Annotated in this window: 16 protein-coding genes and 2 pseudogenes; 14 read left to right on the top strand and 4 right to left on the bottom strand. The window is 42.4% G+C overall.

Annotated features, from left to right (window positions below):
- Window positions 1-599: 599 nt before the first annotated feature.
- From GJB62_RS02775 to GJB62_RS02760, 4 genes are all read left to right on the top strand, one after another.
- Window positions 600-3,152, top strand: coding sequence for a CHAT domain-containing protein (locus tag GJB62_RS02775; protein WP_114086004.1), 2,553 nt, complete (start codon window positions 600-602; stop codon window positions 3,150-3,152).
- 265 nt (window positions 3,153-3,417) lie between these two features.
- Entirely contained in the window at window positions 3,418-4,470 is a 1,053-nt protein-coding gene (locus GJB62_RS02770) for a DUF928 domain-containing protein (RefSeq protein ID WP_114086005.1), read from the top strand.
- A 223-nt stretch (window positions 4,471-4,693) separates the two neighbouring features.
- The gene (locus tag GJB62_RS02765; protein WP_114086006.1) at window positions 4,694-7,546 is read left to right on the top strand and encodes a CHASE2 domain-containing protein; all 2,853 of its coding nucleotides are present in this window, start codon (window positions 4,694-4,696) and stop codon (window positions 7,544-7,546) included.
- A complete protein-coding gene (locus tag GJB62_RS02760; RefSeq protein ID WP_114086007.1) occupies window positions 7,543-8,886 on the top strand; it encodes a response regulator in 1,344 nt (447 codons plus the stop codon). Before GJB62_RS02765 ends, GJB62_RS02760 begins: the two co-directional genes overlap by 4 nt.
- A 159-nt stretch (window positions 8,887-9,045) precedes the next feature.
- Here the strand turns inward: GJB62_RS02760 and GJB62_RS02755 are convergent, their stop codons facing one another.
- Window positions 9,046-9,501 (bottom strand): DUF1499 domain-containing protein, encoded by a 456-nt coding sequence (locus GJB62_RS02755; protein WP_228038297.1) that lies wholly within the window; start codon window positions 9,499-9,501, stop codon window positions 9,046-9,048.
- Between the two features lie 516 nt (window positions 9,502-10,017).
- Here GJB62_RS02755 and GJB62_RS38155 point away from each other — a divergent pair.
- The 9 genes and pseudogenes from GJB62_RS38155 to GJB62_RS02710 form a co-directional block, all read left to right on the top strand.
- Window positions 10,018-10,100, top strand: a pseudogene (locus GJB62_RS38155) (bidirectional hydrogenase complex protein HoxU); the annotation flags it as partial.
- Between the two features lie 124 nt (window positions 10,101-10,224).
- On the top strand, window positions 10,225-10,677 hold the full coding sequence (locus tag GJB62_RS02745; RefSeq protein WP_114086013.1) for a hypothetical protein: 453 nt from the start codon (window positions 10,225-10,227) through the stop codon (window positions 10,675-10,677).
- Window positions 10,678-10,907: 230 nt separating this feature from the next.
- The gene (locus GJB62_RS02740) at window positions 10,908-11,768 is read left to right on the top strand and encodes a sulfurtransferase (RefSeq protein WP_114086008.1); all 861 of its coding nucleotides are present in this window, start codon (window positions 10,908-10,910) and stop codon (window positions 11,766-11,768) included.
- Window positions 11,769-11,894: 126 nt separating this feature from the next.
- Window positions 11,895-12,503 carry a hypothetical protein gene (locus GJB62_RS02735; RefSeq protein ID WP_309472837.1) on the top strand — a complete coding sequence of 203 codons (609 nt, stop codon included), beginning with the start codon at window positions 11,895-11,897 and terminating at the stop codon, window positions 12,501-12,503.
- A 412-nt stretch (window positions 12,504-12,915) separates the two neighbouring features.
- Complete coding sequence (locus GJB62_RS02730; protein ID WP_114086009.1) at window positions 12,916-14,679, top strand: WD40 repeat domain-containing protein; 1,764 nt, start codon at window positions 12,916-12,918, stop codon at window positions 14,677-14,679.
- Window positions 14,680-14,745: 66 nt separating this feature from the next.
- Entirely contained in the window at window positions 14,746-16,620 is a 1,875-nt protein-coding gene (locus GJB62_RS02725; RefSeq protein ID WP_114086014.1) for a response regulator, read from the top strand.
- 180 nt (window positions 16,621-16,800) lie between these two features.
- The gene (locus GJB62_RS02720; protein WP_209271471.1) at window positions 16,801-19,482 is read left to right on the top strand and encodes an ATP-binding protein; all 2,682 of its coding nucleotides are present in this window, start codon (window positions 16,801-16,803) and stop codon (window positions 19,480-19,482) included.
- A gap of 17 nt (window positions 19,483-19,499) precedes the next feature.
- A complete protein-coding gene (locus tag GJB62_RS02715; protein WP_114086010.1) occupies window positions 19,500-19,877 on the top strand; it encodes a response regulator in 378 nt (125 codons plus the stop codon).
- A 155-nt stretch (window positions 19,878-20,032) separates the two neighbouring features.
- Window positions 20,033-20,221, top strand: a complete 189-nt coding sequence (locus GJB62_RS02710) for a hypothetical protein (RefSeq protein ID WP_114086011.1) — start codon at window positions 20,033-20,035, stop codon at window positions 20,219-20,221.
- Window positions 20,222-20,593: 372 nt separating this feature from the next.
- On the opposite strand, the gene GJB62_RS36910 is transcribed toward GJB62_RS02710, so the two are convergent.
- Complete coding sequence (locus GJB62_RS36910; protein ID WP_209271447.1) at window positions 20,594-21,556, bottom strand: transposase; 963 nt, start codon at window positions 21,554-21,556, stop codon at window positions 20,594-20,596.
- Between the two features lie 623 nt (window positions 21,557-22,179).
- Here GJB62_RS36910 and GJB62_RS02705 point away from each other — a divergent pair.
- A pseudogene (locus GJB62_RS02705) lies at window positions 22,180-23,409 on the top strand (pyruvate:ferredoxin (flavodoxin) oxidoreductase); the annotation flags it as partial.
- A 201-nt stretch (window positions 23,410-23,610) separates the two neighbouring features.
- Here the strand turns inward: GJB62_RS02705 and GJB62_RS02700 are convergent.
- Together GJB62_RS02700 and GJB62_RS02695 are read right to left on the bottom strand one after the other, a co-directional pair.
- The gene (locus GJB62_RS02700; RefSeq protein WP_114080581.1) at window positions 23,611-24,096 is read right to left on the bottom strand and encodes a phycocyanin subunit alpha; all 486 of its coding nucleotides are present in this window, start codon (window positions 24,094-24,096) and stop codon (window positions 23,611-23,613) included.
- A 144-nt stretch (window positions 24,097-24,240) separates the two neighbouring features.
- Window positions 24,241-24,759, bottom strand: coding sequence for a phycocyanin subunit beta (locus tag GJB62_RS02695; RefSeq protein ID WP_114080582.1), 519 nt, complete (start codon window positions 24,757-24,759; stop codon window positions 24,241-24,243).
- Window positions 24,760-24,844 lie beyond the last annotated feature (85 nt).

The following is a 24,844-nucleotide window of genomic DNA, read 5'->3' as shown; positions in this document are numbered from 1 at the left end:
TGAGAATAGGATTACATTGAGTTGTAAAATCCTTAATGTTATTAAATCATGTGGGGAAATATTTTTCCAAGCATCTAACTGCTGAGATTCTGACTATGCTAATAGACATAATCACATAACAATATATCTGTCGTAAGAATGAATGCAATTTAGAGCAGTGAAGATTAGGGATGCTCACATCATGATTATTTGGAAGTAGGAGATGCCGCAGGCAAGGGTGACGATTAAACAGATTACTGAGTCGTTGAATTAGCGTGGTTACTAGCTCGTTGCTAGCGATCGCAAAATAAGATTAGTCGAAGATTTCGATCTCAGATAAAAACACAGAAATTGCAAAGTAGGAGCAATGCATTAATCGCCCCTACTTATCTAGTTAATTGACATGATCGCTGAATTTATGCTAGCTATTACAGCACGGCTTTTTTAGGGCTTAAGATCGCGGCGATTTCCGTCCAGAATGATACAGTACAGTATTTAAGTTTTATGCTATCGCTCAACAAATAACATTCCGTGAAAGCTAGAAGTGATAGATTGCACGATCAGTTGGGCAATATTTAAGTAAGTGGTGTGACTATCCTTTAAGGTATTAGTAATTATTTATGGCTTTCCCAATCAAAGAACGTCGTTGGCTATATATTGGTCTGAGTATTTTGAGCTTGTGTTTGGCAGTTACTATTACTCCTGTTAAAGCATCTGTGCAAGTATCAGCAAAATCTACTCTGAATACCCCAGCATCTACTAACCAGATAGAACAGGGACGAAACCTCTACCGTTCAGGACACTTTGCAGAAGCCGTAATGATTTGGCAAACGGCAGCACAAGGCTACCATACTCAAGGCGATCGCCTTAACGAAGCTCTAAGCTTAAGTTACCTTTCACTGGCACAACAAGAACTTAACCAATGGAAAGCAGCCGAAGAGTCTATTGAGCAAAGCTTAAAACTCTTACAAACCTCTATTCCCTCTGCTGATGCGATTCTCTGGGCACAGGCACTCAATACCAAAGCAAATTTGCAATTGCACAATGGCAAAGCCGAAACTGCTCTCGAAAGTTGGCAACAAGCTCAAAAATATTATGATCTAGCAGGCGATAAAATGGGCAGCTTGGGTAGTCAAATTAACCAGGCACAAGCTTTACAAAGTTTGGGATTTTATCGCCGTTCTAAACAGCAGTTGGAGGAGCTAAATCAAAAGCTAGGAGCAATGCCAGATTCGGAAATTAAAGTTAGTGGGCTAAGATCGCTTGGTTTAGCTCTGTTGATGATTGGCGACTCTGGCAAGAGCCAACAGGTGTTAGAGCAAAGTTTAGCGATCGCTCGTAAAATTGAAACTACACCTCAGTTGAGTTCCATCCTACTAAGCTTAGGAAAAACCGCCGCAGACTTAAAAGATCCAAAGGCGGCATTAGATTACTTTGAACAAGCAGAACAGGTAGCGACAAATCCAGGCGATCGCTTACAGGCACGTTTAGGGCATTTTAAACTTTTCCTCGACTATGACAAGCCTGAATTGGCTACCCCACTCGCGCCTCAATTACTAAAACAACTCACAGAGCTGCCCCCGAGTCATACCTCTCTCTACGCGGCTATTAATTTTGTTGCCTCACTGAATCGGCAGTCAAATTCTAGCCAAATCATACCGATGAAAGACCTGGCGCAACTCATGGCAGTCACAGTCAAGTCTGCACAGCAGATCCAGGATGCTCAAGCAGAAGCTTATGCACTGCATCAGTGGGGAAAACTTTATCGTCGTACACAGCAGTTATCACAAGCGCAGGAGTTAACTCAGAAATCCCTCAACATTGCACGTCAACTCCAAGCTGAGGATATCATTGCTCAATCTGCATGGCAGGTGGGACAGTTGTATAAAGAACAGGGCGATCGCCCAGAAGCAATTACTGCTTATACTGAAGCAGTCAAAGCTTTAAAGTCAATCAGGGGAGATTTAGTTTCAGTCAACCCCGATGTTCAGTTCTCCTTCCGTGAAAGTGTGGAGCCTGTTTACCGAGAACTTGTAGGTTTACTCCTAGATCAGCAACCCAGTCAAGCAGAACTAATGGAAGCTCGTGACTTGATTGAGGCACTGCAAGTTGCAGAACTCGATAACTTTTTCCGGGAAGCTTGCTTAGATATATCTCAGCAGATTGACCAAATTGACCCCAATGCAACCGTTGTTTATCCGATTATCTTGCCAGATCGCCTAGCGGTAATCCTTTCCAAAACCGGACAACCGTTGCGTTACTATGTCACACAAAAATCTCAAGCCGACATCGAACAAACTCTAGAAAAATTATTAGTTGCCCTAAATCCTGTCTCCAACTCCAAAGAGCGCGATCGCTTGTCCCAAGAAATTTATAGTTGGTTAATTCGTCCTGCCGAAATGGATCAAGCTTTTAAAGATACCCAAACACTAGTATTTGTTTTGGATGGTCGATTACGTAATATTCCCATATCAGCTTTGTATGACGGGAAGCAATATCTGATCGAAAAGTATGCTGTTGCCCTCTCACCGGGAATGCAATTGATGAGTGCGCGATCGCTCCAAGCAAATCACATTAATGCGATCGTCGGTGGTATCAGCCAACCTCGTAATGGCTTCAGTGCTTTGCCTGCTGTAGAATTAGAAGTTAAGCAAATCTCGAAGGCAGTCCGATCTTCGATGTTGCTCAACCAGCAATTCACTAGTCAAGCCCTTGCCAGTCGCGTCAAATCTAGTAGCGCCGATATTGTCCATCTGGCAACCCACGGACAGTTTAGCTCCCGCCTTGAAGATACCTTCCTACTGACTTGGGATGGAGAAGTCAACGTTAAGGAATTGTCAGAACTTCTCAAAAATCGGGGTGGTGAATCATCAAAAGCAATTGAGTTGTTAGTACTGAGTGCCTGCGATACAGCAGCAGGTGACGATCGCGCCGTTCTTGGACTAGCAGGCTTGGCTGTAAAATCTGGTGCCCGCTCAACCATTGCCACTCTCTGGCCCGTCAAAGATAAAGCAGCCGAGATGCTGATGACGCGCTTCTATGAGCAATTGCGACAGCCCAAAATTACCAAAGCCGAAGCACTGCGACAAGCCCAAATCAACTTAATCCGTCAAACTGATTTCCGCGATCCTTTCTTTTGGTCTGCCTTTGTTTTGGTTGGTAACTGGCTGTAAAGAAGGTAGCAGGAAAAAGATTTAGTGAGGGATTTAAACCGCAAGCTTCGCTCTAATTTCTGTATCTCTTTTTTACTAAGTAAAGTTACTTAGTAAAATTACTTAGTAATTTGTACAAACTTTTACGGTATAAAAGTCAGGTTTCGTTTATATTTTTAGTAGGTATTGAAGCCTTTGACTCTCAGCCAAAAAGATTTATCCAGCTTTTTCCCACAATCAGAATCAATGTATTTAGTATTAATTTTCTCAAATGAGGTGCTACATCATGAAACGTCGATATTTAGCTAGTACATTAAGCGTCATCGCTCTATTCACCAGTACTACATTGAATAGTGCCAATGCTGTTACATTTACCCCACCAATCAACAATGGCGCTCCCAACCAAGCAACCGGAGGAGCTTCCCGTGGTAATTTCTTTATCCCTGCTTCTAGCAAAAGCGCTCCCAGCCAAGCAACTGGAGGAGCTTCCCGTGGTAGTCTTTTTACACCCAGTGCCGGCAAAAGCGCTCCTAGACAAGCAACTGGAGGAGCTTCTAGAGGTAATCTGTTTACACCCAGTGTCGGCAAAAGCGCTCCCAGACAAGCAACTGGAGGAGCTTCCAGAGGCGACCTCTTTACACCTAACGCTGGTAAAGGCACTCCCAGGCAAGCAACCGGAGGAGCTTCTAGAGGCGAACTCTTTACACCTAGCGCAGAGAAAAACGCTCCTCAACAGGCAAGTGGAGGAGCTTCTCGGGTTGGTACTTACTACTTAAATCCTTCAACTGTAGGTGCAGCAGGTCCAGCAGCCCTAATTGCACTCCTACCCCAAAGCTTCTATGGCACAACAGTGTCTGAACGTCCCACAATTCTGGTATATATTCCTGCTTCTAATGCAGAAGAAGCTGTGTTTAGCCTCAAGGATGAAGCTGGCAATACACAGTATCAAATGACCATTCCTGTTGCTCTCAAAGCTGGGGTAGTTGCTGTCAAATTACCAGCAGAAGCACCCGCTTTAGCAGTTGGAAAAAACTACCATTGGTTTCTAGCTGTCAAACTTGATGGACAGCTCGGCCCAAATACGCCTTATGTCGATGGTTGGATTCAGCGCATCAAGCCGAATGCTGAACTGACAACAGCAATGGAGCAAAAAGATGCTCTGAAGCGAGCGGCGGCTTTTGGTAAACATGGCGTTTGGTATGACTGCGTAGAAACACTTGCAGCCCTACATAGCACTCAACCGAGCAATGTAACTCTTAACAAGCAATGGGAAGAACTACTCTCCTCAGTTAGCTTGAAGGAGATTGTCACAGCTCCTTTATTAGTATCTACGAAGTAATTTTAGGCATGGGGCATCGGGCAAAACAGTTCCGTTAGCGATAGCGGGGCGTTTAGCCCGTGCTGTTAGCGGATAGCTAAGGTTTAGCCCGTGCTGTTAGCGGATAGCTAAGGTTTAGCCCGTGAGGAGTGAAGAGTTAGGAGTTACGAATTCTCCCCCTGCTCCCCTGCTCCCTGCTCCCTGCCCCCTCCCCCTACTCACTACTCCCTAATCCCCAGTCCCCATGTGGCGTAGATTCCAAACCTTTATCCAACATACTCGTAGTGTTTTGATTATTACTCCCACTGTTGCCCTGACTGTCATTGTCGGGCAATCGTTGGGATTTTTCAATTTGCCTGAATGGAAAATTCGTGATGAATGGGTTCGTCAGCGATGCCAACGGCCGGCTACGCCAACGCAAGAGACGATAGCGGATGAGATTGTGGTTGTCACAATCGATGAACGCGATATTCAATCGGTGCGTAAATGGCCAATTCCAGATTGGGCATTAGCAAAATTACTAGAAAAAATTCGGGCGCAGCAACCCAGAGCCATCGGACTGGATCTCTATCGAGATTTACCAGAGGGAAGCGGACATGAAGAACTTGTAAAAATCTTTCGTAGCACTCCTAATTTAATCGGTGTTGAGAAAATCACCGGGGAGCGCGTCAATCCAGCACCAGAGTTGAAAAAACTTAATCAAGTAGGGTTAGCAGATTTAGTGTTGGATGGCGATCGCTTTGTCCGTCGCGCCCTCCTGACGGCAGTTGATGCCAAAGAGCAAAACACGCTCAAAGCTGGGCTAGCAACTCTTGTAGCCCTCAAGTACCTAGAAGCTGAAAAAATTACCTTAGAAAGCATTGACCCCAAGCAGCAAAAGTTTCAGTTGGGTAAAGCAATTTACCTACCACTAGACAATCAAGAAGCAGGCTACTCTGATGCTGATTTAGGCGGCTATCAAATTCTGCTCAATTGGCATGGTTCAGAAGCGGCATTTCGGACAGTTTCCATGCGCGATGTCTTAGCAGGGAAAATTCCAGCCAACCTAATGCGCGATCGTATGGTGTTTATTGGATCAGCCGCCGCTAGTACCAATGACTTCTTCAACACACCCTTCAGTTCCTCCTGGATCTCTGCCCAAAAAACCATGCCTGGGGTTGTTGTCCATGCCAATATTGCCCATCAACTGGTGCAAGGGGCAAAAACAGGGAAGACAAACCTGTACGGCTTTTCTGGCGGGGCTGTGTCGCTCTGGATTATTTTTTGGTCTGCGATCGGCTCTAGTGGTAGTTGGTTCTTATCCAGTCGCAGGATGCGGATTCCTGGTGGCAAAATTCTCTGGGCAACTATAGGCATCTGTGGACTGTTTGTGGGGGGTGGCTATGGGATGTTTTTACATGGCATTCTGATTCCAGTTACACCTGCTTTAGCCGCATTCATAAGCAGTGTAATTGCAACAACAAATGCCTATAAACAGAGGCGTTTAGAAGAAGCAAATCAGCAACTAGAAATTGCCAATGCTCAACTATTAGATTATTCCAAAACTCTGGAGTTCAAAGTTGAAGAGCGAACTCATGAACTGCTTGAGGCCAAGCAAGCTGCTGATGCTGCTAACGAAGCAAAGAGCGAGTTTTTGGCAAATATGAGCCACGAACTACGCACACCGCTTAATGGCATCCTTGGTTTTGCTCAGGTGCTAGAAGTATCGCCAAACATGACAGAGAAAAATCTGGAAGGTGTCAGCATTATCTATCAATGTGGGACACACCTGCTGATGCTAATCAATGATATTCTCGACCTTTCAAAAATTGAAGCTCGTAAATTAGAATTGGTTACGACTAATGTACATCTGCACACTTTTTTACATGGTGTCACCGAGATTTGCAGTATCCGAGCAAAGCAGAAAGGGATTTCATTTAATATTTTAATCAGCGATCGCCTACCAGTTGCCATTGAAGTGGATGAAAAGCGACTAAGGCAAGTTTTGATCAACTTACTAGGTAATGCTATCAAATTCACAGACACCGGTAGCGTCACCTTTAAAGTAGATGTCATGAGTCATTCGTCATTGGTCATTGATCAAGAGTTGAAACCAATGACAAATGACAATGGACAAATGACACATCAGAAGATTCGCTTCCAGATTGAAGATACAGGTATTGGGATGTCACCAGACCAATTAGAGAAAATCTTTTTGGCTTTTGAGCAAGTAGGTGAAGCAGGGCGGAAATCTGAAGGTACTGGCTTGGGATTAGCAATCAGTCAAAGAATTGCGGCATTGATGGGCAGCCAAATTCAAGTACAGAGTCATCTGGGTGAAGGTAGTCTCTTTTGGCTAGATTTAATCGTACCAGTACCAGTTTCCCATGACTGGCAAATAGAAGCGATATCTACGACGAGCGTAGCAGCAGCTCTAACCCATCAAAAAATCACTGGGATTAGGGGTACTGCACCTCAAATTCTCATTGTCGATGATGATACTAACCACTGTTCTATGTTGATCAGTTTGCTCCAAGAAATTGGCTGTCGAACCTTGGAAGCAAGTGATGGCAAATATGCACTACAGATGGTAACTGAACATCACCCAGATGTGATTCTCCTTGATTTAGCTATGCCTAACATGGATGGCTTTGAGCTAATGGTTCATTTACAAGAAAATCCACAAACTCGTTTTATTCCAATTATTGTCTCTAGTGCCAGTGTCTTCGAGGAAAATCGGCAACGAAGTTTTCAGGCAGGGGCCACAGCATTCTTGCCGAAACCTCTGCAAATTGATGAACTATTTAATGCACTGAAATCGCTGCTAAAAGTGGAGTGGATTTACGATCAATCCATACCTCAAAAGTCATTTTACCAGTCTGAGCAGAAAGCTGATGCTGAATTGGTTCTGCCATCACCAGATGTTTTGCAACAACTTTATCATCTGGCAATGATGGGAGATATTCCAGCAATTGAGGAAATCATAAAAGAGTTAACTAAGCAAGATAGTCAGCTAACTCCTTTCGTACATGAGTTGAGCAAATTTACTGCCAACTTCCAAACCGGAAAAATCCGTAAATTCCTTAAATCTTTTGTAACCACTGAGTCACGTCAATGATGATCGAATCTCTCTTAAAACCAATGCATATCCTTTTGGTAGATGACAATCCCAACAATCTTAAAGTGCTATCAGAAGCGATTCAGGGATGTGGTTGGAAAACACTCATGGCAACCGATGGAGAATCCGCCATCGAACAAACAGAATACTCTGCTCCCGATCTCATTCTCCTAGATGTCATGATGCCGGGTATTGATGGATTTGAAACTTGCCGCAGGTTGAAAGCCAATTCCATCACTCAGAATATTCCGATCATTTTTATGACTGCCTTGGCCGATGCCACAGACAAAGTGAAAGGACTAGAAATTGGTGCAGTTGATTATATTACCAAACCCTTCCAGCAAGAAGAAGTCATTGCTCGATTAAAATTACATTTGAAAATTTCCTATCTTACCCGTACCCTCGAACAAAGAGTGCAAGAACGCACCGCAGAATTAACCCAATCTCTCCAACAGTTACAAAACACCCAACTACAACTAATCCAGAGTGAGAAAATGTCCACCCTTGGACAACTTATTGCAGGGATAGGTCATGAGATTAATAATCCGATTGGTTTTATTAGTGGAAATTGCTCCCATATTGAGGAATATGTCAAGGATCTCCTGCGTTTGGTGAATCTCCAACAGCAAAAGCTACCACATCCAGACCCAGAAATTGAAGAACTCGTTGAAGAAATTGACTTAGAGTATCTAGTTGAAGATTTACCAAAAATTCTGGGATCAATGGATCAGGGAATTGGTCGTCTGAAGGATATCAGCCTTTCTCTAAGAACCTTTGCTCGATCTGATATCTCATCTATGGTGGAGTTTCAAATTCACGAAGGAATTGATAGTACCTTAATGCTATTAAAACATCGACTCAAAGACCAAGGAGAACGCTCTGTAATCGAGGTTGTTAAGCAATATGGTGAGTTACCTCCAATCACTTGCTATCCTGGACAACTGAATCAGGTATTTATGAATATTATCGCCAATGCCATTGATGCATTTGATGACCTCTATCAAAACCGCTCAGTTGAGGAGATAGCTGCTGCTAGCCCTCACACTATCACGATCGCTACATCAATCCAGCATGAGCAACAAACCGTGACAATTTGCATCGAAGATAACGCTCTTGGTATGCCTCCTGAAGTGCAAGCGAGAGTTTTTGAGCCATCTTTTACAACTAAGCCCGTGGGAAAAGGAACTGGGCTAGGATTAGCTATTAGCTACCAAATTATTATCGATAAACATAATGGACAAATCAACTGCTCGTCAACCTCTGGTCAGGGAACGAAGTTCATTATTACTCTAGCAACTTCAGTAGACCGAAAGAAAATTTCTGCGATCGCTTTAGGCTAGTGTTCCAAGTACCATCTTGACTTTAATACTGAAGAACATTGGTAAAAAGGCAAAGACTAAAAATTTTTAATATGACACATGCGTAAATGCTTAATGGCTGATAATAAGAACTTTAGTTCTTGGCTTTCAAGTACTAAAGTCCTTAGTAGAAAACACAAATTAAATTTTTAAATCGCGTAGTGCTAGACGAATTTGCTCCAAGCGCCTACGGTTTACACCAAAATCTGAGTCTCCAAGACGTGATGCGGAACGCAGATGAATTACTGATTCATTAGCAGGGAAATAAAACTCGACATCATCCACAAATTGGAATATCCGACTCTTAGAAAGAGCATGGATGTAATTATCTGTCTGTTGGATAACCTCTGTACGTGGAACAACACTAAGAACTTTGAGTAAAGTTGCTCGTGCTGTCTGGAGGTCTACATGGTAGGCGATCGGGTCAATGCTATGTTTGGAATCAGCATCTTGACTGACAGCACAGTTCGGAGAAGGCGGACAGGGAGCAAGATGGATATTGTCAACTCCCAAGCCAGAAGTGGCAGCCCAAGTAGCAGCAGGAAGTATGAAGCTGCTAGTCAGGCTGAAGAATATTACAAAGATAATACTCCACATAAGTCGCTGCACGTACCTCATTTCCCCGTTCACGGAGCGTTCCGTAGGAAAGGGGTATGTTTTTAGCAGACGGAACATGATCTATTTACTCCTTGTTAAGAAACATAAATATACCTGAAACACTCACCAATGACAAACAATAAATGACCAATGGATCTTCACAAGTTCCTCAAACTCTTTATATGTAATTGAAAGCACAGCGCATTCCAGAAGCTAAAAACTAATTCTGATACCAATCCTGTATGAAGATGCGCTAAACCATATTTAAGTACAAGACAGAAGAAAGAGAAACGAACCGCATACTCCTACGGAGAAGCAGGCTACGCGCAGCGTCTCGTTAGAGAAGAACGCAAAGGACACAAAGAAAGAAAGAAGTTAAAAAGGTTTGGCGCAGCATCACAAAGAAATGGTATGAGGACTTACGCAAGTATCATTTTTTTCGCCAAAATCGCCCAAAGTCAAAAATCCAAAAAGCTTGACTTTTGACCCTTGACGCGAAGATATGTAGCATAGCGAAGCGATCGCCTGCAAAAATACCGCCGCACAATTATAGAAATGCTGTTTGCTCGGTCTGTGTCGCTAATGCTAACTGTGAATTGTAAGCCTTGAACCACAAGAAGGACGCGAATTTATTAAGTTCGCTTAACTTCACAAGTTACTCAAATTCTTTATATAAGTTGAAAGTGAGACAATTACACAATAATTTTAGAATCAATTATGGTTATGGCAATTAATTATCGGGAAAGAATCATTACTCTTTGGGCAGTATTTCTACTAGGAACCTTGTTTCATACACAACTGGGTTTAATGCCGCTTTTTCACGGTTTATCAGTTATTGAATCTCAAAAAGCTACAACTATCAACGATATTTCTGGAATTATGTGGTTGATGTTAGGCTTTTTTGTGCTACCAATGCTGGCAATTATTCTCACTATTTTTACCGATTCAAAGCGTTATCGAATCATTCATTTTGGCTTAACTGTCTTTTACAGCATCATGAACTTACTACACGTGATTTTAGATTTATTTGTCCAGCCAGTTCTCTGGTATCAGATAGCCTTGATGGTGTTGTTATTTTTTGTGGGTTTATTATTAAATATCACTGCTTTTAAATGGATGCAAATGCATAACAGGTCTAATAGATCACAAATACAATTAGAAAGTTCACGTTTGTAGATTTTACTAAACCCGTATTCTAAGCTTTATTATAAATTTGATTTTGAAGAATTTTTGAATGAATATTCAATATCCATATTTTTTTAATTTGATTTAATCAGTTTTAAAACAACCAGCGACAAAAGTTATTTTGTAACATTCAACATTCATTCTTCTGTGATTTCCATTCCAAAATGCAAATCTACCGAGCGCGATAATGCCTAATGGTAGGATAACAGAAGCATGAAATTGTGAATACAAAAGCCCTCATTTCTCCTCAAGAACTCACGTCCATATTAGCAGAAAAGTCATCACGGGCTGTCATTATCGATACACGAACTCCCGAAGATTATGCTATTTCTCATATTCCTCAATCCATAAATATTAGAGATTTTTTCACCTATCTTTTAGAGAGTTCCTATCCAGCAGGATTAAAGGAATTACAAGAGTATTTTGCAGAAATTATGAGCAAGCTGGGAATATCGGGTGCAGAACGGTTAATTGTCTATGAGGATACTTTAAATAAAGGTTATGGTCAATCTTGTCGAGCAGCTTTTTTACTGAAGTATTTGGGTTGCGCTGAGGTATGTATCTTACACGGAGGATATAGAGCATGGCTGACAGAGGGATTACCTACTACCGATGAAGTACCATTATGTGAAAGTAGCATATTTAGATTGCATCCCAACACTGAGATGATGGTGACTACCGCCGAGATGTTGCAAGCAATTGATAATCCAGCAATTATTAAATTAGATGTGCGCGATCGCAACGAATGGCTTGGGCTGAGTTCTTCTCCCTACAATCCTGACTTTTGTCCTCGCAAAGGTCGAATCCCTAATGCTGTATGGTTAGAATGGCATCATCTGATGAATTCCGAATCGGAAATCCCCACATTCCGATCGCCAGACGAAATCCGAGAGATTTGTCAATCAGTAGGTATTACTCCAGAGTCCATTGTGTATATTTACTGCTTTAAAGGTTCAAGGGCTGCTAATACATTAATAGCCCTTGAACAAGTAGGAATTTCTGCTAGAAATTATTTTGGCTCTTGGAATGAATGGTCTCGTGATTTTTCCCTACCCATTGATAGCAGAGTCATCAGTGTGTAGGCATCGCAGCCTCGGTTTCTTGCTGTAACATACTTGACGTTGGGTTTTCGAGACGCGAGAAATCGCCGCCTCTACAAGTGTTTTGGTCTGATCTGAACTGTATTGCTTTATAACTCGGAATCTGTTTTGGGAAAAGGTTACTGGATTTGGCTTAAGGTTTTTTCTTTACCATTACCCCCAGAGGACGACACCACCTTCCCCTTTTCCCCAAAATCCAAGAAGTATTCCTGGTTGGAAAATGCGATCGCTAGTAGAGCAATTATACTTAACCCAATTGTAGGAAGTATTTTGGTGGGCAATTGTGCCAATCTAGCAAATAACTTTTCTTTGGATAGACTTATGGCTAAAAAATCTCAACCAAATGTAGAACAATACCAAGATGTCAGATTATCTGCCACCACAAGAATTTGGGTAATTACAGTCGCCATTCTCGGAGTTTGCGTCCCACTCTCAGCCGTTACTAGAAGTGGTGCTATTCTTCCTTTAGTTGCTATTGGTGGTGCAGCAGTTGGTACAGTTGCTGTTTGGCGTTCTGATGAGCAAAAATCAAAAACTAACTATTTGCAGCAGCAGCAAATAGAGCTGTTAGAGCGGAGATTAGCGAATTTAGAAACAATTGTTAGTAGTGATGACTTGAACTTGCAAATGAAAATTAAACAGATTGAGGCAAGAGATACTTTTGGTGACTCGTCTGATGTAAGTACTATACCCAGACAACCAAAACGCAAAGGTTAAAATTAGCTAATCTTCACCATTTATGCCAATTTCAGATGATATACCCGAAAATCATCGTTACTAAGTCATTCTAGTGGGGATATTTGTTGACTTAACGTTGCCGCAACCTTTAAAATGCTTTTCACATTAAACTTTCCTTTGCACCTAGAAGTGTTTCCTTAGAAACAGTATCTTGTTGTCCATCTTCGTTAGAATTGACTGACATCATTTAATTCTATATACTTCAACTGCATCAGTTCATGAAATGTCTAAGTGCTATCCATCTTTATTTTTCCCGGAAACATCTGCCAATGGCTGTGTTTTATTAGACTGCTAACATTACTGAATTTTTAATTAACTAAGGTTATAAACTTGAGTAATTGCATTGGTATAGCTTACCGTAGGTATGCAATAGTTTGCCGCAGGAATGCAGATGGATTGGATTAGCTTACTTAAATTTCAACAAGCTGACTTCCTTCAACGTGTGAAGAAACCTAAAACTTATGACTTATCTTTATTGGAAAGTCAAGTCAAGGGTTGTCATACTGAAATGATGGCTTTTTGGGGCGAACCATTGGCTAGACTCCAAGAATTTTCTCGCCAACAAGCAGAAGTTCTTGCCAAAAATCCACCGCCTACGCCACCTGAATATCCTGAGCCTCCCGACTGGACGATACCTTTTCCCAAATACTTCCAGCGCCAAGCGGAAGATTATCTTTTGCGGGAAAAAATCGTTGACCTGGTGATAGCTGAACGTTTGGGGAAGTTGGTAAAAAAGGTATCACAAGATACTTTGCAAAATATGATTTTAGATGATGAGGGAAATTTGTGTGGCGAAAGCAAATTTTCTTATGTACTAAAAGATAATCCTCAGCTAAGTGTTCAAGTTTATGTTGCTGATGGAGAAAGTTTTAATGGTATTAAGAAAGACAAAATTAAATGGTCGGTTACTCAAGAAGATTTAAAAAATCACCAAGTATTAATTTTTCTCTGTTTGTTTTATCCATCAACAGGTCAGTTAGGATACGAAAGACAGAGTATAATTACAGGATTTTTACCTGCAAATCAAATTGAACTTACTGAACCAAAACTGTATATAAGTCCGAGTAACTTGTTGTATGCCGGTGGTCTGAGTTGGTATTTAGAATCACTTATTGGCAAAAAAGACACGTCGCCAGTAATTAATGAGAAAGCGATCGCAGATACAATACAGACTCTACCACCAGAGCATTGTCTTAAGGGTATAGTTGGTGACTGGGAATGCTGGCAAACTTTACAAGGGCACAATAGAGGTATTAATTGCCTAGCTTTCAGTTTTGCGTGCAAGAATGGTAAAGCCTTACCCATATTGGCAAGTGGTAGTCGTGGAGAAACGAAACTCTGGGATTTAAGCAAGGGTGAATTAATAGATACATTATCAGAATATCCTTGGGTGATACCTGGGCTAGTGGATGAAGTGAATTCCCTGGCTTTTAGTTCAGATGGACAGACTTTAGTGAGTTGCGGTGCTGATTCCACAATTAAACTTTGGCACGTAGGTGCTTTAGACTTGATAGATATTTTGCATAAACATAATGGGGTAGTGCGGTGTGCTGCCTTTACTCCAGATGGCAGAATGTTAGCTACAGGCGGAGATGACAGAAAAATTCTGTTTTGGGATTTGATGCATCGTCAGGTTACGATCGCACTTTCTTTAGATGATACAGCTGCTCATTCTCTGGTTTTGAGCCGAGACGGGGAAACTATAGTTACAGGTAGCTACCGTAAAATCAAAGTCTGGCGAACTTCACCCCAAACGGGGATCAAAAGTTTAAAGGATGCACAACCTCTGCATACCCTCATGGGTCATTCTCACATCGTTCGTTCCTTAGCAATCAGTGCAGATGCTAAACTGCTCGTGAGTGGTAGCTGGGATCAAACAATTAAAATTTGGCAATTGGAAACTGGAGAATTACTTCATACACTTAAAGGACATAGAGATAAAGTATATGCGATCGCCTTAAGTCCTGATGGACAAATTATCGCCAGTGGTAGTGCTGATAAAACCATCAAATTATGGCATTTACAAACCGGGGAGTTGCTGGGTACGTTTACAGGTCATGGAAATATAGTCACAGCATTAGCCTTCACAGCTTCTGGCGACATGTTGGTTAGCGGGAGTTTGGATAAGACAATTAAAATTTGGCAACGGAGTTAAGAATTTAAAATTAGAGGCTGATTGCGATCGCGAAGGTGTCATAAGCATCTTCTTTAGATGCAACTTATGAAAATTTTGTTGGTAGAGGATGATGTATTACTTAGTGCGGCATTGGCAGAGTTGTTAAGTGCAAATCGCTATACTATCGACGTAGCAAGCAATGGACAAACTGGGCTAGACCTAGCAATATCAGTTGAATATGACTTGATTTTGCTGGACTGGTTAATTCCTAAGCTGGATGGGATTAACTTGTGTCGGCAACTAAGAAGGCAAGGCTACCGTAAATCTATTCTGTTATTAACAGGCAAAAATTCTAATGCAGATATTGTAGCGGGTTTAGATGCGGGAGCAGATGATTACGTCATTAAGCCCTTTGACCAGGAAGCATTACTAGCAAGAATTCGGTCTTTGTTGCGGCGGAGTGGAGTGAGTGATTCATCTACGTTAACTTGGGGAAATCTCTGTTTAGATCCAAGTGCCGGCAGAGTGACTTGTAATGAGCAGGAAATTCCGCTTACGGTAACAGAATACAAACTGCTGGAGTTATTTTTGCAAAACCCAGATCGCATCTTTAGTCGTGCAGTGATTCTAGATCGGCTTTGGGGGTTTGATGATGCACCCACTGAAAATGCGGTTACGACTCATATTAAAGACTTAAGAAAGAAACTGAAAACAGGAGGTCTAACAGAGGAATTTTTAGAAACAGTGTATGGTATGGGCTATCGCATCAAGCCTGTACCTAATGCTTCTATCGCTGTTGGGGCAACAAATCAAAATGGGAAGAAAAAACCCGATTCCAAAGATATAACTTCTGTGAATCGAGTGCTGGAGCGATTTCGTAATTCCTTTGGCGCACAGGTTGTAGTACTGGAGCAGGCAAAAATTGCACTCTTAGCAGGGAATCTAAATAAAGAGTTACATCAGCAAGCATTGCACGAAGCACATAAGCTAGCAGGTTCGATGGGAACGTTCGGTTATCCAGAAGGCTCCCGGCTAGCACGGAAAATAGAGCATTTGCTGCTTGCAGATTTCCCCCTTTTAGCAGATAAAATCTCTGATTTTTCGCAATTGGTAACAACATTACAGCAAGAATTAACTAAGCCTGCTGTCATTTCCACCGCTCAAAGTGTCCCGATGAAGCAAACTTATCGGCTGTTAGTAATCGATGATGATGTGACGTTGACAAAGCAGTTGCAAGCAGAAGCCGACTCATGGGGGATCAGGATGAAGGTTGCACCCAACTTAGCAGCGGCCCGATCGCGTCTAGCTTTAAAAACTCCTGACGCAGTTTTACTCGATTTGAGTTTTCCGGGAACAGAGGAAGACGGATTAATATTATTGAGCGAGATTGCACAGCGATCGCCAAATATCCCAGTGATTGTCTTTACAGGACGAGATACCTTGGCAGATCGATTGGCAGTATCGCGTTTAAGAGCTAGACAATTTTTGCATAAGCCTGCGACAACCGAGGAGATTTTTCAGGCGATCGCTCGTGTCCTACCTCAACCGAAAATTTCTGAAGCTAAAGTCTTAATCGTAGACGATGACCCTGTAATCCTGGCTGGACTATCGGCGTTGCTAACCCCTTGGGGGGTGGAAGTAATAACCCTCTCCCAATCACAGCAATTTTGGAAGGTTTTGATGGCAACATCTCCAGATTTGGTAGTACTAGATTTAGAAATGCCAATAGTTAATGGATTAGAGTTGTGCCAAGTCGTGCGACAGGATGCCCAGTGGGGAGATTTACCTGTTTTGGTAGTAACAGCCCATACTGAAGCAGAATCCCTTCAGCAAGCCTTTGCAGCCGGAGCCGATGATTTTATTAGCAAGCCAGTGCTAGGGCCTGAACTTGTAACAAGGGTACTGAGCCGCATTCAAAGAACGCGCTGGCGCTCTCAGGTAGGGAGAATTAAGGAGGCAGGAGGTAATCCCCATAAATAAATTTAGGGGATTTATAATAGACGCTGTATTTTTTGCGCTGCGCGTCTCAAAATACACTTTTTATCTTTATTCATAAATAAATTTAGGGGCTTTAAACCCGTTTGGCAGAGAACAAAAAATATATTTTCTTCCTCCTGCCTTCAGCAAAAACTGCCCTCTGCCTTTCTTCGGTAAAAAATAATGAGAAATTATCAGCGATTATTAGTCTATGGTGTCGCTATTGGCTCAACTGCGATCGCCCTAATGCTATCGCTCTGGCTAGAACCGTTTATATCTCCAACTATTGGTGCTTTTTTTTATATAGCTATCATCGCCAGTACTTGGTATGGTGGCTTTCGACCAGGAATTGTTACAGTTGTGCTTTCGACACTGGCGATTGATTATTTTTTTATCATTCCGCGATATCAACTGGGGATTAATCAATCAGAAGATATATTGCGGCTAGGTCTTTTCCTAGTGGTTGCCTTGATAATTAACCTGATAACAGGCAATCTTAAGTACAGCACAAAGAAGATTCAACAACTCAACCAACAATTGTCTCAGGAAAATGCCGAGCAATTGCGGATGACTCTTGACGATCGCAAGCTGGCACAAGAAAAGCTGCAACAGCAATTTGAGCAACAACGCTTAGTGATGGAGATGAGCCAGCGCATCCGGCGATCGCTCAAGTTACAAGATATCTTACAAACCACCGTCGATGAAGTGCGGCAGTTTCTTGAGTGCGATCGCGTCATTATCTTCCAATTTTATCCAGGTTGGGGTGGAACAATCGTAGTTGAGTCTGTTGTACCGGAATGGATGGCGATTTTACCACTCCAGATTTACGACCCTTGCATTGGCGAAGAGAACGTTGAACCCTTTAAACAAGGCTTAGTTACTGCGAAAGCTGATATTTATACTGCTGGGATTAGTCCCTGTCACGTTGAATTTTTGGCAAGTCTCCAGGTAAGGGCAAATCTGGTCGTTCCTGTTTCATTAGGAGATGAATTGTGGGGATTACTAGCAGCTCATCACTGTGCAGCTCCTCGTGAGTGGCAATCTTCAGAAATTGCCCTGTTGAGGCAGTTAGGAGCGCAGGTAAGCATTGCTATCCAGCAAGCAGCTTTATTTGAACAGTTACAAACAGAACTGATGGAGCGTAAACAGGCACAAGTTGCGCTGCAACAACTGAATACCGAACTTGAGCAACGGGTGCTAGAACGTACTGCACAACTAACAGAGACAAACGATCGCCTGCAAGAAACAGTTAGAGAGCAGCAACAAACCCAGCTCATACTTTTAGAACAGGCGCATAAGCTAGAACTTCAGGCTGTAATCACCCGAAATATGGGGGAAGGGATTTGCTTAGTCAGAATCGATAATGGAATTATTGTCTATGCCAATCCGAAATTTGAGCAGATGTTTGGCTATGACTCTGGTGAACTCAACGGTCAGGACGTTTCGATTGTGAACTATGCCAGTGAATCGTTAACTGATGAAAATATAAATCAAGCCATTGTATCTGCCGTCTTACAAAATAGTGAAGCCACTTATGAAGTCCATAATCTTAAAAAAGATGGGACACCATTTTGGTGTAGTGCGACGACTTCTATATTCAATCATCCCGACTACGGCGATGTTCTAGTTGCGGTTCACCAAGATATCACTATTCGCAAACAAACTGAAGAAGCTTTACGCCAAAGCGAAGAAAAGTTTCGTCAGTTGGCAGAAAACATCCAAGCAGTATTTTGGATGACCGATATTCAAAATCAGCAAGTTCTCTATGTGAGTAGTGCATACCAAACCATCTGGCAAAGCAGTTGTGAAAGTCTTTACCAAAATTATTCAGATTGGTTCGATGCAATTCACCCAGAAGATCGCCAGAGCGTCGAATTTGAAATCGTTGAACAGATGAGAACAGGGCAATACGATAAAAAATATCGAATTATCCGTCCTGATGGTTCAATCCGTTGGATTCGCGATCGCGCATTTCCGATCAAAAATGAACTAGGAGAGTTAGTTCGGATTGCTGGGATTGCCGAAGACATCAGTGAAATACAGCAAATTGATCTGATCAAAAGTGAGTTTATTGGCATCGTTAGTCACGAACTCCGCACCCCCTTAACTGCAATTCGCGCAGCACTGGGTTTACTACAAAGTGGAATCTACGACAAAAAACCAGACAAGTTTAAGCGGATGATTGAGATTGCAGCCATCGATAGCGATCGCTTAGTGCGTCTTGTCAACGATATTCTCGATTTGGAACGCTTAGAGTCGGATCGAACTGTCTTAGAAAAAACAACCTGCAATGCGGCTGATTTAATTCAACAAGCAGTAGCGGGAGTGCAAGCGATCGCCAATCAGCAAAATATTATCTTTAAGATCCACCCCACCAATGCTCAAGTTTGGGCGGCGGCTGATGCCATTGTTCAAACACTCACCAATCTCTTAGGTAATGCGATTAAATTCTCGCCTGCCAATTCTACTATTACTCTGAGTGTCGAACAGCAAACAGATCACGTTCTGTTCCAGATAACCGATCAAGGACGAGGCATCCCAGCAGAAAAGTTAGAAACAATCTTTGGACGATTTCAGCAAGTAGATGCTTCTGATTCTCGCACCAAAGGCGGCACAGGCTTGGGATTAGCAATCTGTCGTAGTATTATTGATCAGCACGATGGGCAAATCTGGGCTGAAAGTACTCTTAGTGTCGGCAGCACGTTTTTCTTCACTCTGCCATTACCAGGAAATTATGCAGGGGAGCAGGGGAGCAGGGGAGCAGAGGGGCAGGGAGCAGGGGAGCAGGGGAGCAGAGGGGAAGGGGGCAGGGGAGGCAGGGGAAGCAGGGGGGCAGGTAGGAAGCAGGGGGAGAATGACAAATGACCAATGACAAATGACAAATGACAAAAAAATTGTTAATTGTGGATGATGAAGAACGAATCCGCGAATTAGTACAAGCTTGTTTAGAAGACTTGGGAGGATGGGACACACTGACAGCTGCATCAGGGGAAGAAGGATTAAAAATCGCCCAGACAGAACCCATTGATGCGATTCTGCTTGATGTGTCTATGCCTGACATGGACGGCTTTGCAGTATATGAAAAACTTCAGGCAAATTCCGCAACTCAAGCAATACCAGTGATTTTTTTAACTGCGAAAGTCCAAGCAAGCGATCGCGTCCGTTTCGCTCAGATTGGAATTGCCGGGGTGATTACTAAACCTTTTGAACCCACCTCTATTTGCGAAGAAGTTACTGAGATTCTTGGATGGGACGATTAATTTTGAAGTTTTAATTTTTTATTTTTGTAATTTATTTTTCTAAATATTACCCGTAAGCTTTTAATCTCTCCAACCCTCTTAAAAATACTACCGTGTCGTCGTCTACATACAAATCTTTGAGAGTTGCTGTGTAACATAGCGTCGTGAGCTAATCTTTGCAAGTCAATGCATTAGCATTGCAAGTCAATGTATTAGCATTGCAAGTCCATGCATTTACATTGCAGGTCGATGCATTAGCATTGCAAGTCCATGCATTAGCATTGCAGGTCGATGCATTAACATTGCAGGTCGATGCATTGGCATTCCTCCCCAACAGTGACGACAAATTGCAGACAATTATTTAAGTTAGATATGCATTCTGAAAATGAATGATAAACCTCGTATACCTTGAGAACTTTAGTTTTGTAGCGACTGTCTTAAAAGTCAAGCGATCGTTAACAAAAAAACGTGGGTTGGAGCATTGACGCAACAGAGGAACGCTGCGCTAGATTCGGCGGTGTCTGGTACGGGCTAGAAGACTTATGGCTTGTAGTCTAGATAGTCAAAGCCCGCACCAGACACTCCGCTTCGCCGCCGAATCTTCCTCGGTTGCTGGATTTCTCGTGTAGGCAAAAACAGCATGAAAAATTTACCCCAGTTATAGGGGAGCATCAATGCGGATGCCGTACATTGCTGGCTCTGGGCATCAAGCAAAGTATAAAAAGGTTGACTTGTGATTAAACATTGACAATTGGTTTAAAGTTGTCAGTTAGACACCAAGGCAAATTATCTCGAACCATTGCATTTAAAATGACTAACATCTTATGAACGCAAGCAGTTAGGGCCAATTTTTTGGATTTACCACGTTCGACAAGGCGCTGATAAAAGGCTTTGATAACGGGATTATGACGCATAGCAACCACAGCACCCATATAAAGAGTCGCTCGAACATGGGCACGACCACCATTAATCATCCGCTTACCTTTGTGTTGACCACTATCATGATTGATCGGTGCAACACCAACTAAACGAGAGATTTGTTTGGCAGTTAATTGACCGAGTTCTGGTAAGTCAGAAACGAGGGTAGTAGAAATAACTTGACCAATACCAGGAGTAGTTTTGAGTAAATTGACTTTATCAATCCATTGTTGATTATTTTGCGTCAATTCCTGAATTTGTTGATTGAGCTGTTTGAGACGCTCTTCAAGATATTCAATATGAGCCTCAATATCTGCTAATGCTTTACCACGGGCACGCGCCCGACGATTTTTCTCAGCAGTCTGCATCTCGACTAACTGTCTTCTGCGACTAATTAATTCGCCCAGTTGACGCGCTGTTTCAGATTCAATTGCTAACACCTGGGGTTTCATTGCTTCCCCAAAGTGTGCCAAAATTTGTGCATCAATAGCATCAGTTTTTGCCAACCGACCTGTGGCTTTCGCAAAATCTCTTCCAAGGCGTGGATTAATTAATGCTACTGGTAAAAGTGCTGCCTGCAATTGGATAATAAGTTCTGTTTCTAATCCTCCTGTTGCTTCTAACACAATCAGATTTAAATCAAATGATTTGAGTTGTTCTACTAGATGAGATATTTCTACTTCTGTATTAGCAACTTTCAATGCTTTACCCATTGGACGGATATAAACATCGAGAGTTGCTTTACTCACATCAATGCCTACCCATTGAGAAATATTTTCCATATTTCACTCTCAACTAATTTCTGTACCCTGTTTTGAATTCATCCCCTTGATTTAACTCATCCTTGCCCGATACGGACTGTATACTTTAAATATCAGCGTTTAAAGCTTTGACCCCGGCGACTGTTCGAGTTCTGTCAAAGAGATTGTTGTAGTGACCCATGCTACGAAGCGGTCTATTATGACCAAGGTTGGGACGGTCTACTACTATTTCTAAGATACAAGGTTGGGTGCAGCGATCGCGTAACCCAACATAAAATTTGGTGGTAATGTTGGGTTGCGTTTCACTCCACCCAACCTACATCAATATATCTTTTAAAAAACTCTAGGTTTCAACATAGATGAGGTTTATTTCTCAAAAACTATATCTGGCAGTAAGAACTGTTAAAACCCATAAAGCATTTTTAACTTCAAACCCTTTGATCTAGTTAGCCTCTTTTATCAGGTTGCTACACTGCTGGGTTTGCGTCTTAACTTCACGAATAGATTAACGAATGCGCTCTACCTAATTATTTTTTTTGTAAAAAAACTAGAATCCTCACCAAATCTTTAGATTTAGAGATTATTTTTTGAAAGTCTCAATTTAATTGTGACTAGCGCTTAGAGAATCTCGCAGGTGTAAGAAGATGAACAACAGAAGTTTTGCAACTATAGACGGCAATGAGGCTGTTGCCCAAGTCGTCTATCGACTAAATGAAGTCATTACTTACTCGCTTACTTCTTCTTCACCAATGGCTGAGTGGGTGGATGCTTGGGCTAATGAAGGTAAACGCAATATTTGGGGTACTGTTCCCTCAGTGGTACAGATGCAGAGTGAAGCAGGTGTTGCTGGTAATGTACATGATGCTTTGCAAACTGGTTCACTGACAACCACATTTACAGCATCGCAGGCGTTATTGTTGATGCTCCCCAATATGTACAAAATTGCCAGAGAATTCACACCTACAGTTTTTCACATAGCAGCGCGATCGCTAGCCGCGCAAGCTCTATCTATTTTCGGCGACCATAGCGATGTTATGGCAGCGCGTGAAACTGGTTTTGCTATGCTGTGTGCCGCATCAGTGCAAGAAGCACAAGACTTTGCTTTAATCGCAACACGAGCAACTTTAGAATCACAAATACCCTTTCTGCATTTTTTTGATGGCTTTCGTACTTCCCATGAAATTGACAAAGTAGAGACTTTAACAGATGATGACCTGCGAGAATTCACTCCCAATGAATTAATATTCGCCCATCGGTCACGCACCCTCACCTCCAATAAACCTGTTTTGCGCGGTAGAACACAAAACCCTGAAGTCTACTTCCAAGCCAGTAAAACTGTCAATCCTTACTATTTAGCTTGTCCAGACATTACCCAGAAAGTCATGGATGAATTTGCTGCGATGACAGGGCGACAGTATCAACTATTTGAATACCACGGCGACCCAGAAGCCGAACGAGTTATTGTGCTGATGGGTTCTGGTTGCGAAGCTGTACATGAAATAGTAAATTACCTTAACACCCTTGATCAGAAAGTGGGCGTTTTGAAAGTTAAACTATATCGCCCTTATGATGCCAAATGCTTTGTCGCTGCTTTGCCAGAAACTACCCGTAACATCGCAGTTTTAGATTGCATTAAAGAACCAGGCGCATCTGGTGAACCATTGTATTTGGATGTAGTCGCTGCTATCCATGAGTCATGGGGAGTAGGGGAGCAGAAAAGCAGAGGATCAGAGGTAAAATTAGAGTTAGATTCTCCCTTACCTCTGCGCTCCTCTGCATCTTTGCCTAAAATTATTGGTGGTCGCTACGGTTTATCTTCCAAAGAATTCACGCCAGCCATGATTAAAGCTATCTTTGAAAACCTTGCTCCTACTCAACGAAAAAAGAGAGTAACGCAAGGCAAACGCATCTAAAATATTGGCGAGATCCTGTGTTTAGTAATTTACCAACCCAAAATTGACAGGTGGAGGAAGACTCTTGAGCAGGGAAGCAGAGGAGCAGAGGAGAGGCAAATACCAAGTCTTTTTTCCTCTGCCCCTCTGCTGAGAACCAAACAAAGTTTCCTTAGCAGACTACTAGAGCGCGTTGATGATGTAGTCTATGTAGGAATTGATCTCAAGTCCAGGATCGCCTGTTAAACCATGATTAGCCTTGATATACTTGAGCGCTTCAGCATACCAGCTGGGAACCAATTCAAAGCTACTGTGCATTTCAGCCAGACCTGCCAACATATAATCATCAGCAGGGCCCGTACCGCCTGCAATCAGGCAGTATTGAATTATCCGCACATAATAGCCGATATCACGTAAGCACTTAGCTTTGCCGCGACCATCAGAAGCATAGTTGTTGCCTTGCATGGTGGTGGTATAGGGGAACTTTTGGTAGACTGCATTCGCAGCACCTTCAGCCAACTGTTGAGCTTTCAAACCCAGCTGCTTTGCTGCTTCCAGGTCTGCGGTAGCCAAGCGGAGGCGACCAAATGCAATTTGAAGTTCGACGTTGCCTAAGTAACGACCTTGAGAATCAGCAGATCCAACCGCTTCAGTCAATTGTGTTTTCATTTAAATGATATTTTCCTAATGTTTCAAAAAGTTTTATCTGGACAAAGGTTTAGTGCCAAAGAGCGTTAGCTGGAACGTCTCTTTGAAAAGGTGACAAGCACTTGAGAATTTTGTCTGAAAAAATGCGTGTGAGTCTACAGACTTTTAGCTTATTGCTGCTGCCGCCCGATCAAAGTAGCTGGATAATTCAGCCATCAAAGAGCTACAGTCACCCGGTTGGATATTGTTGCGATCGTTTGCGATCGCAATGGCAGCTTCTTTCATCTTGATGATGCTGATTCCCGTGGAAGGCCCAGGAACACCCAAAGCCAAATAAGTTTCACGCAGACCATTCAAACAGCGATCGTCCAGAACGCTGGAATCTCCCAGGAACATCGCATAGGTGACATAGCGCAAAATGATGTCCATATCGCGCATACAGGCAGAAACCCGACGGTTGGTGTAAGCATTTCCACCAGGAGCAATCAACTGGGGCTGCTCTGCGAACAATGCACGAGCTGCATTGGTAACAATCGCTGAAGAGTTACTTGTAATCCGGTTCACAACATCGGTGCGCTTCGCACCATCTTTAACCACAGCCAACAAAGCATCAATTTGCTCGTTACTGACTAACTGACCACGAGTATCGGCCTGGGAAACAACCTTGGTAAAGGCATCTAACATTAATCCAGTCTCCTAAATTTGTTCAATTGAGTAAAGTTATGTCTCAAAACTGAGAGGTTCAGTCTTTGTAATCTGTTTGTACAAT

This window comes from Nostoc sp. ATCC 53789 (genome assembly GCF_009873495.1).
Taxonomy (GTDB): Bacteria; Cyanobacteriota; Cyanobacteriia; order Cyanobacteriales; family Nostocaceae; genus Nostoc; species Nostoc muscorum_A.
The sequence above is the reverse complement of the archived record's forward strand: the minus strand, read 5'-3'. Positions and strand labels throughout refer to the sequence as shown.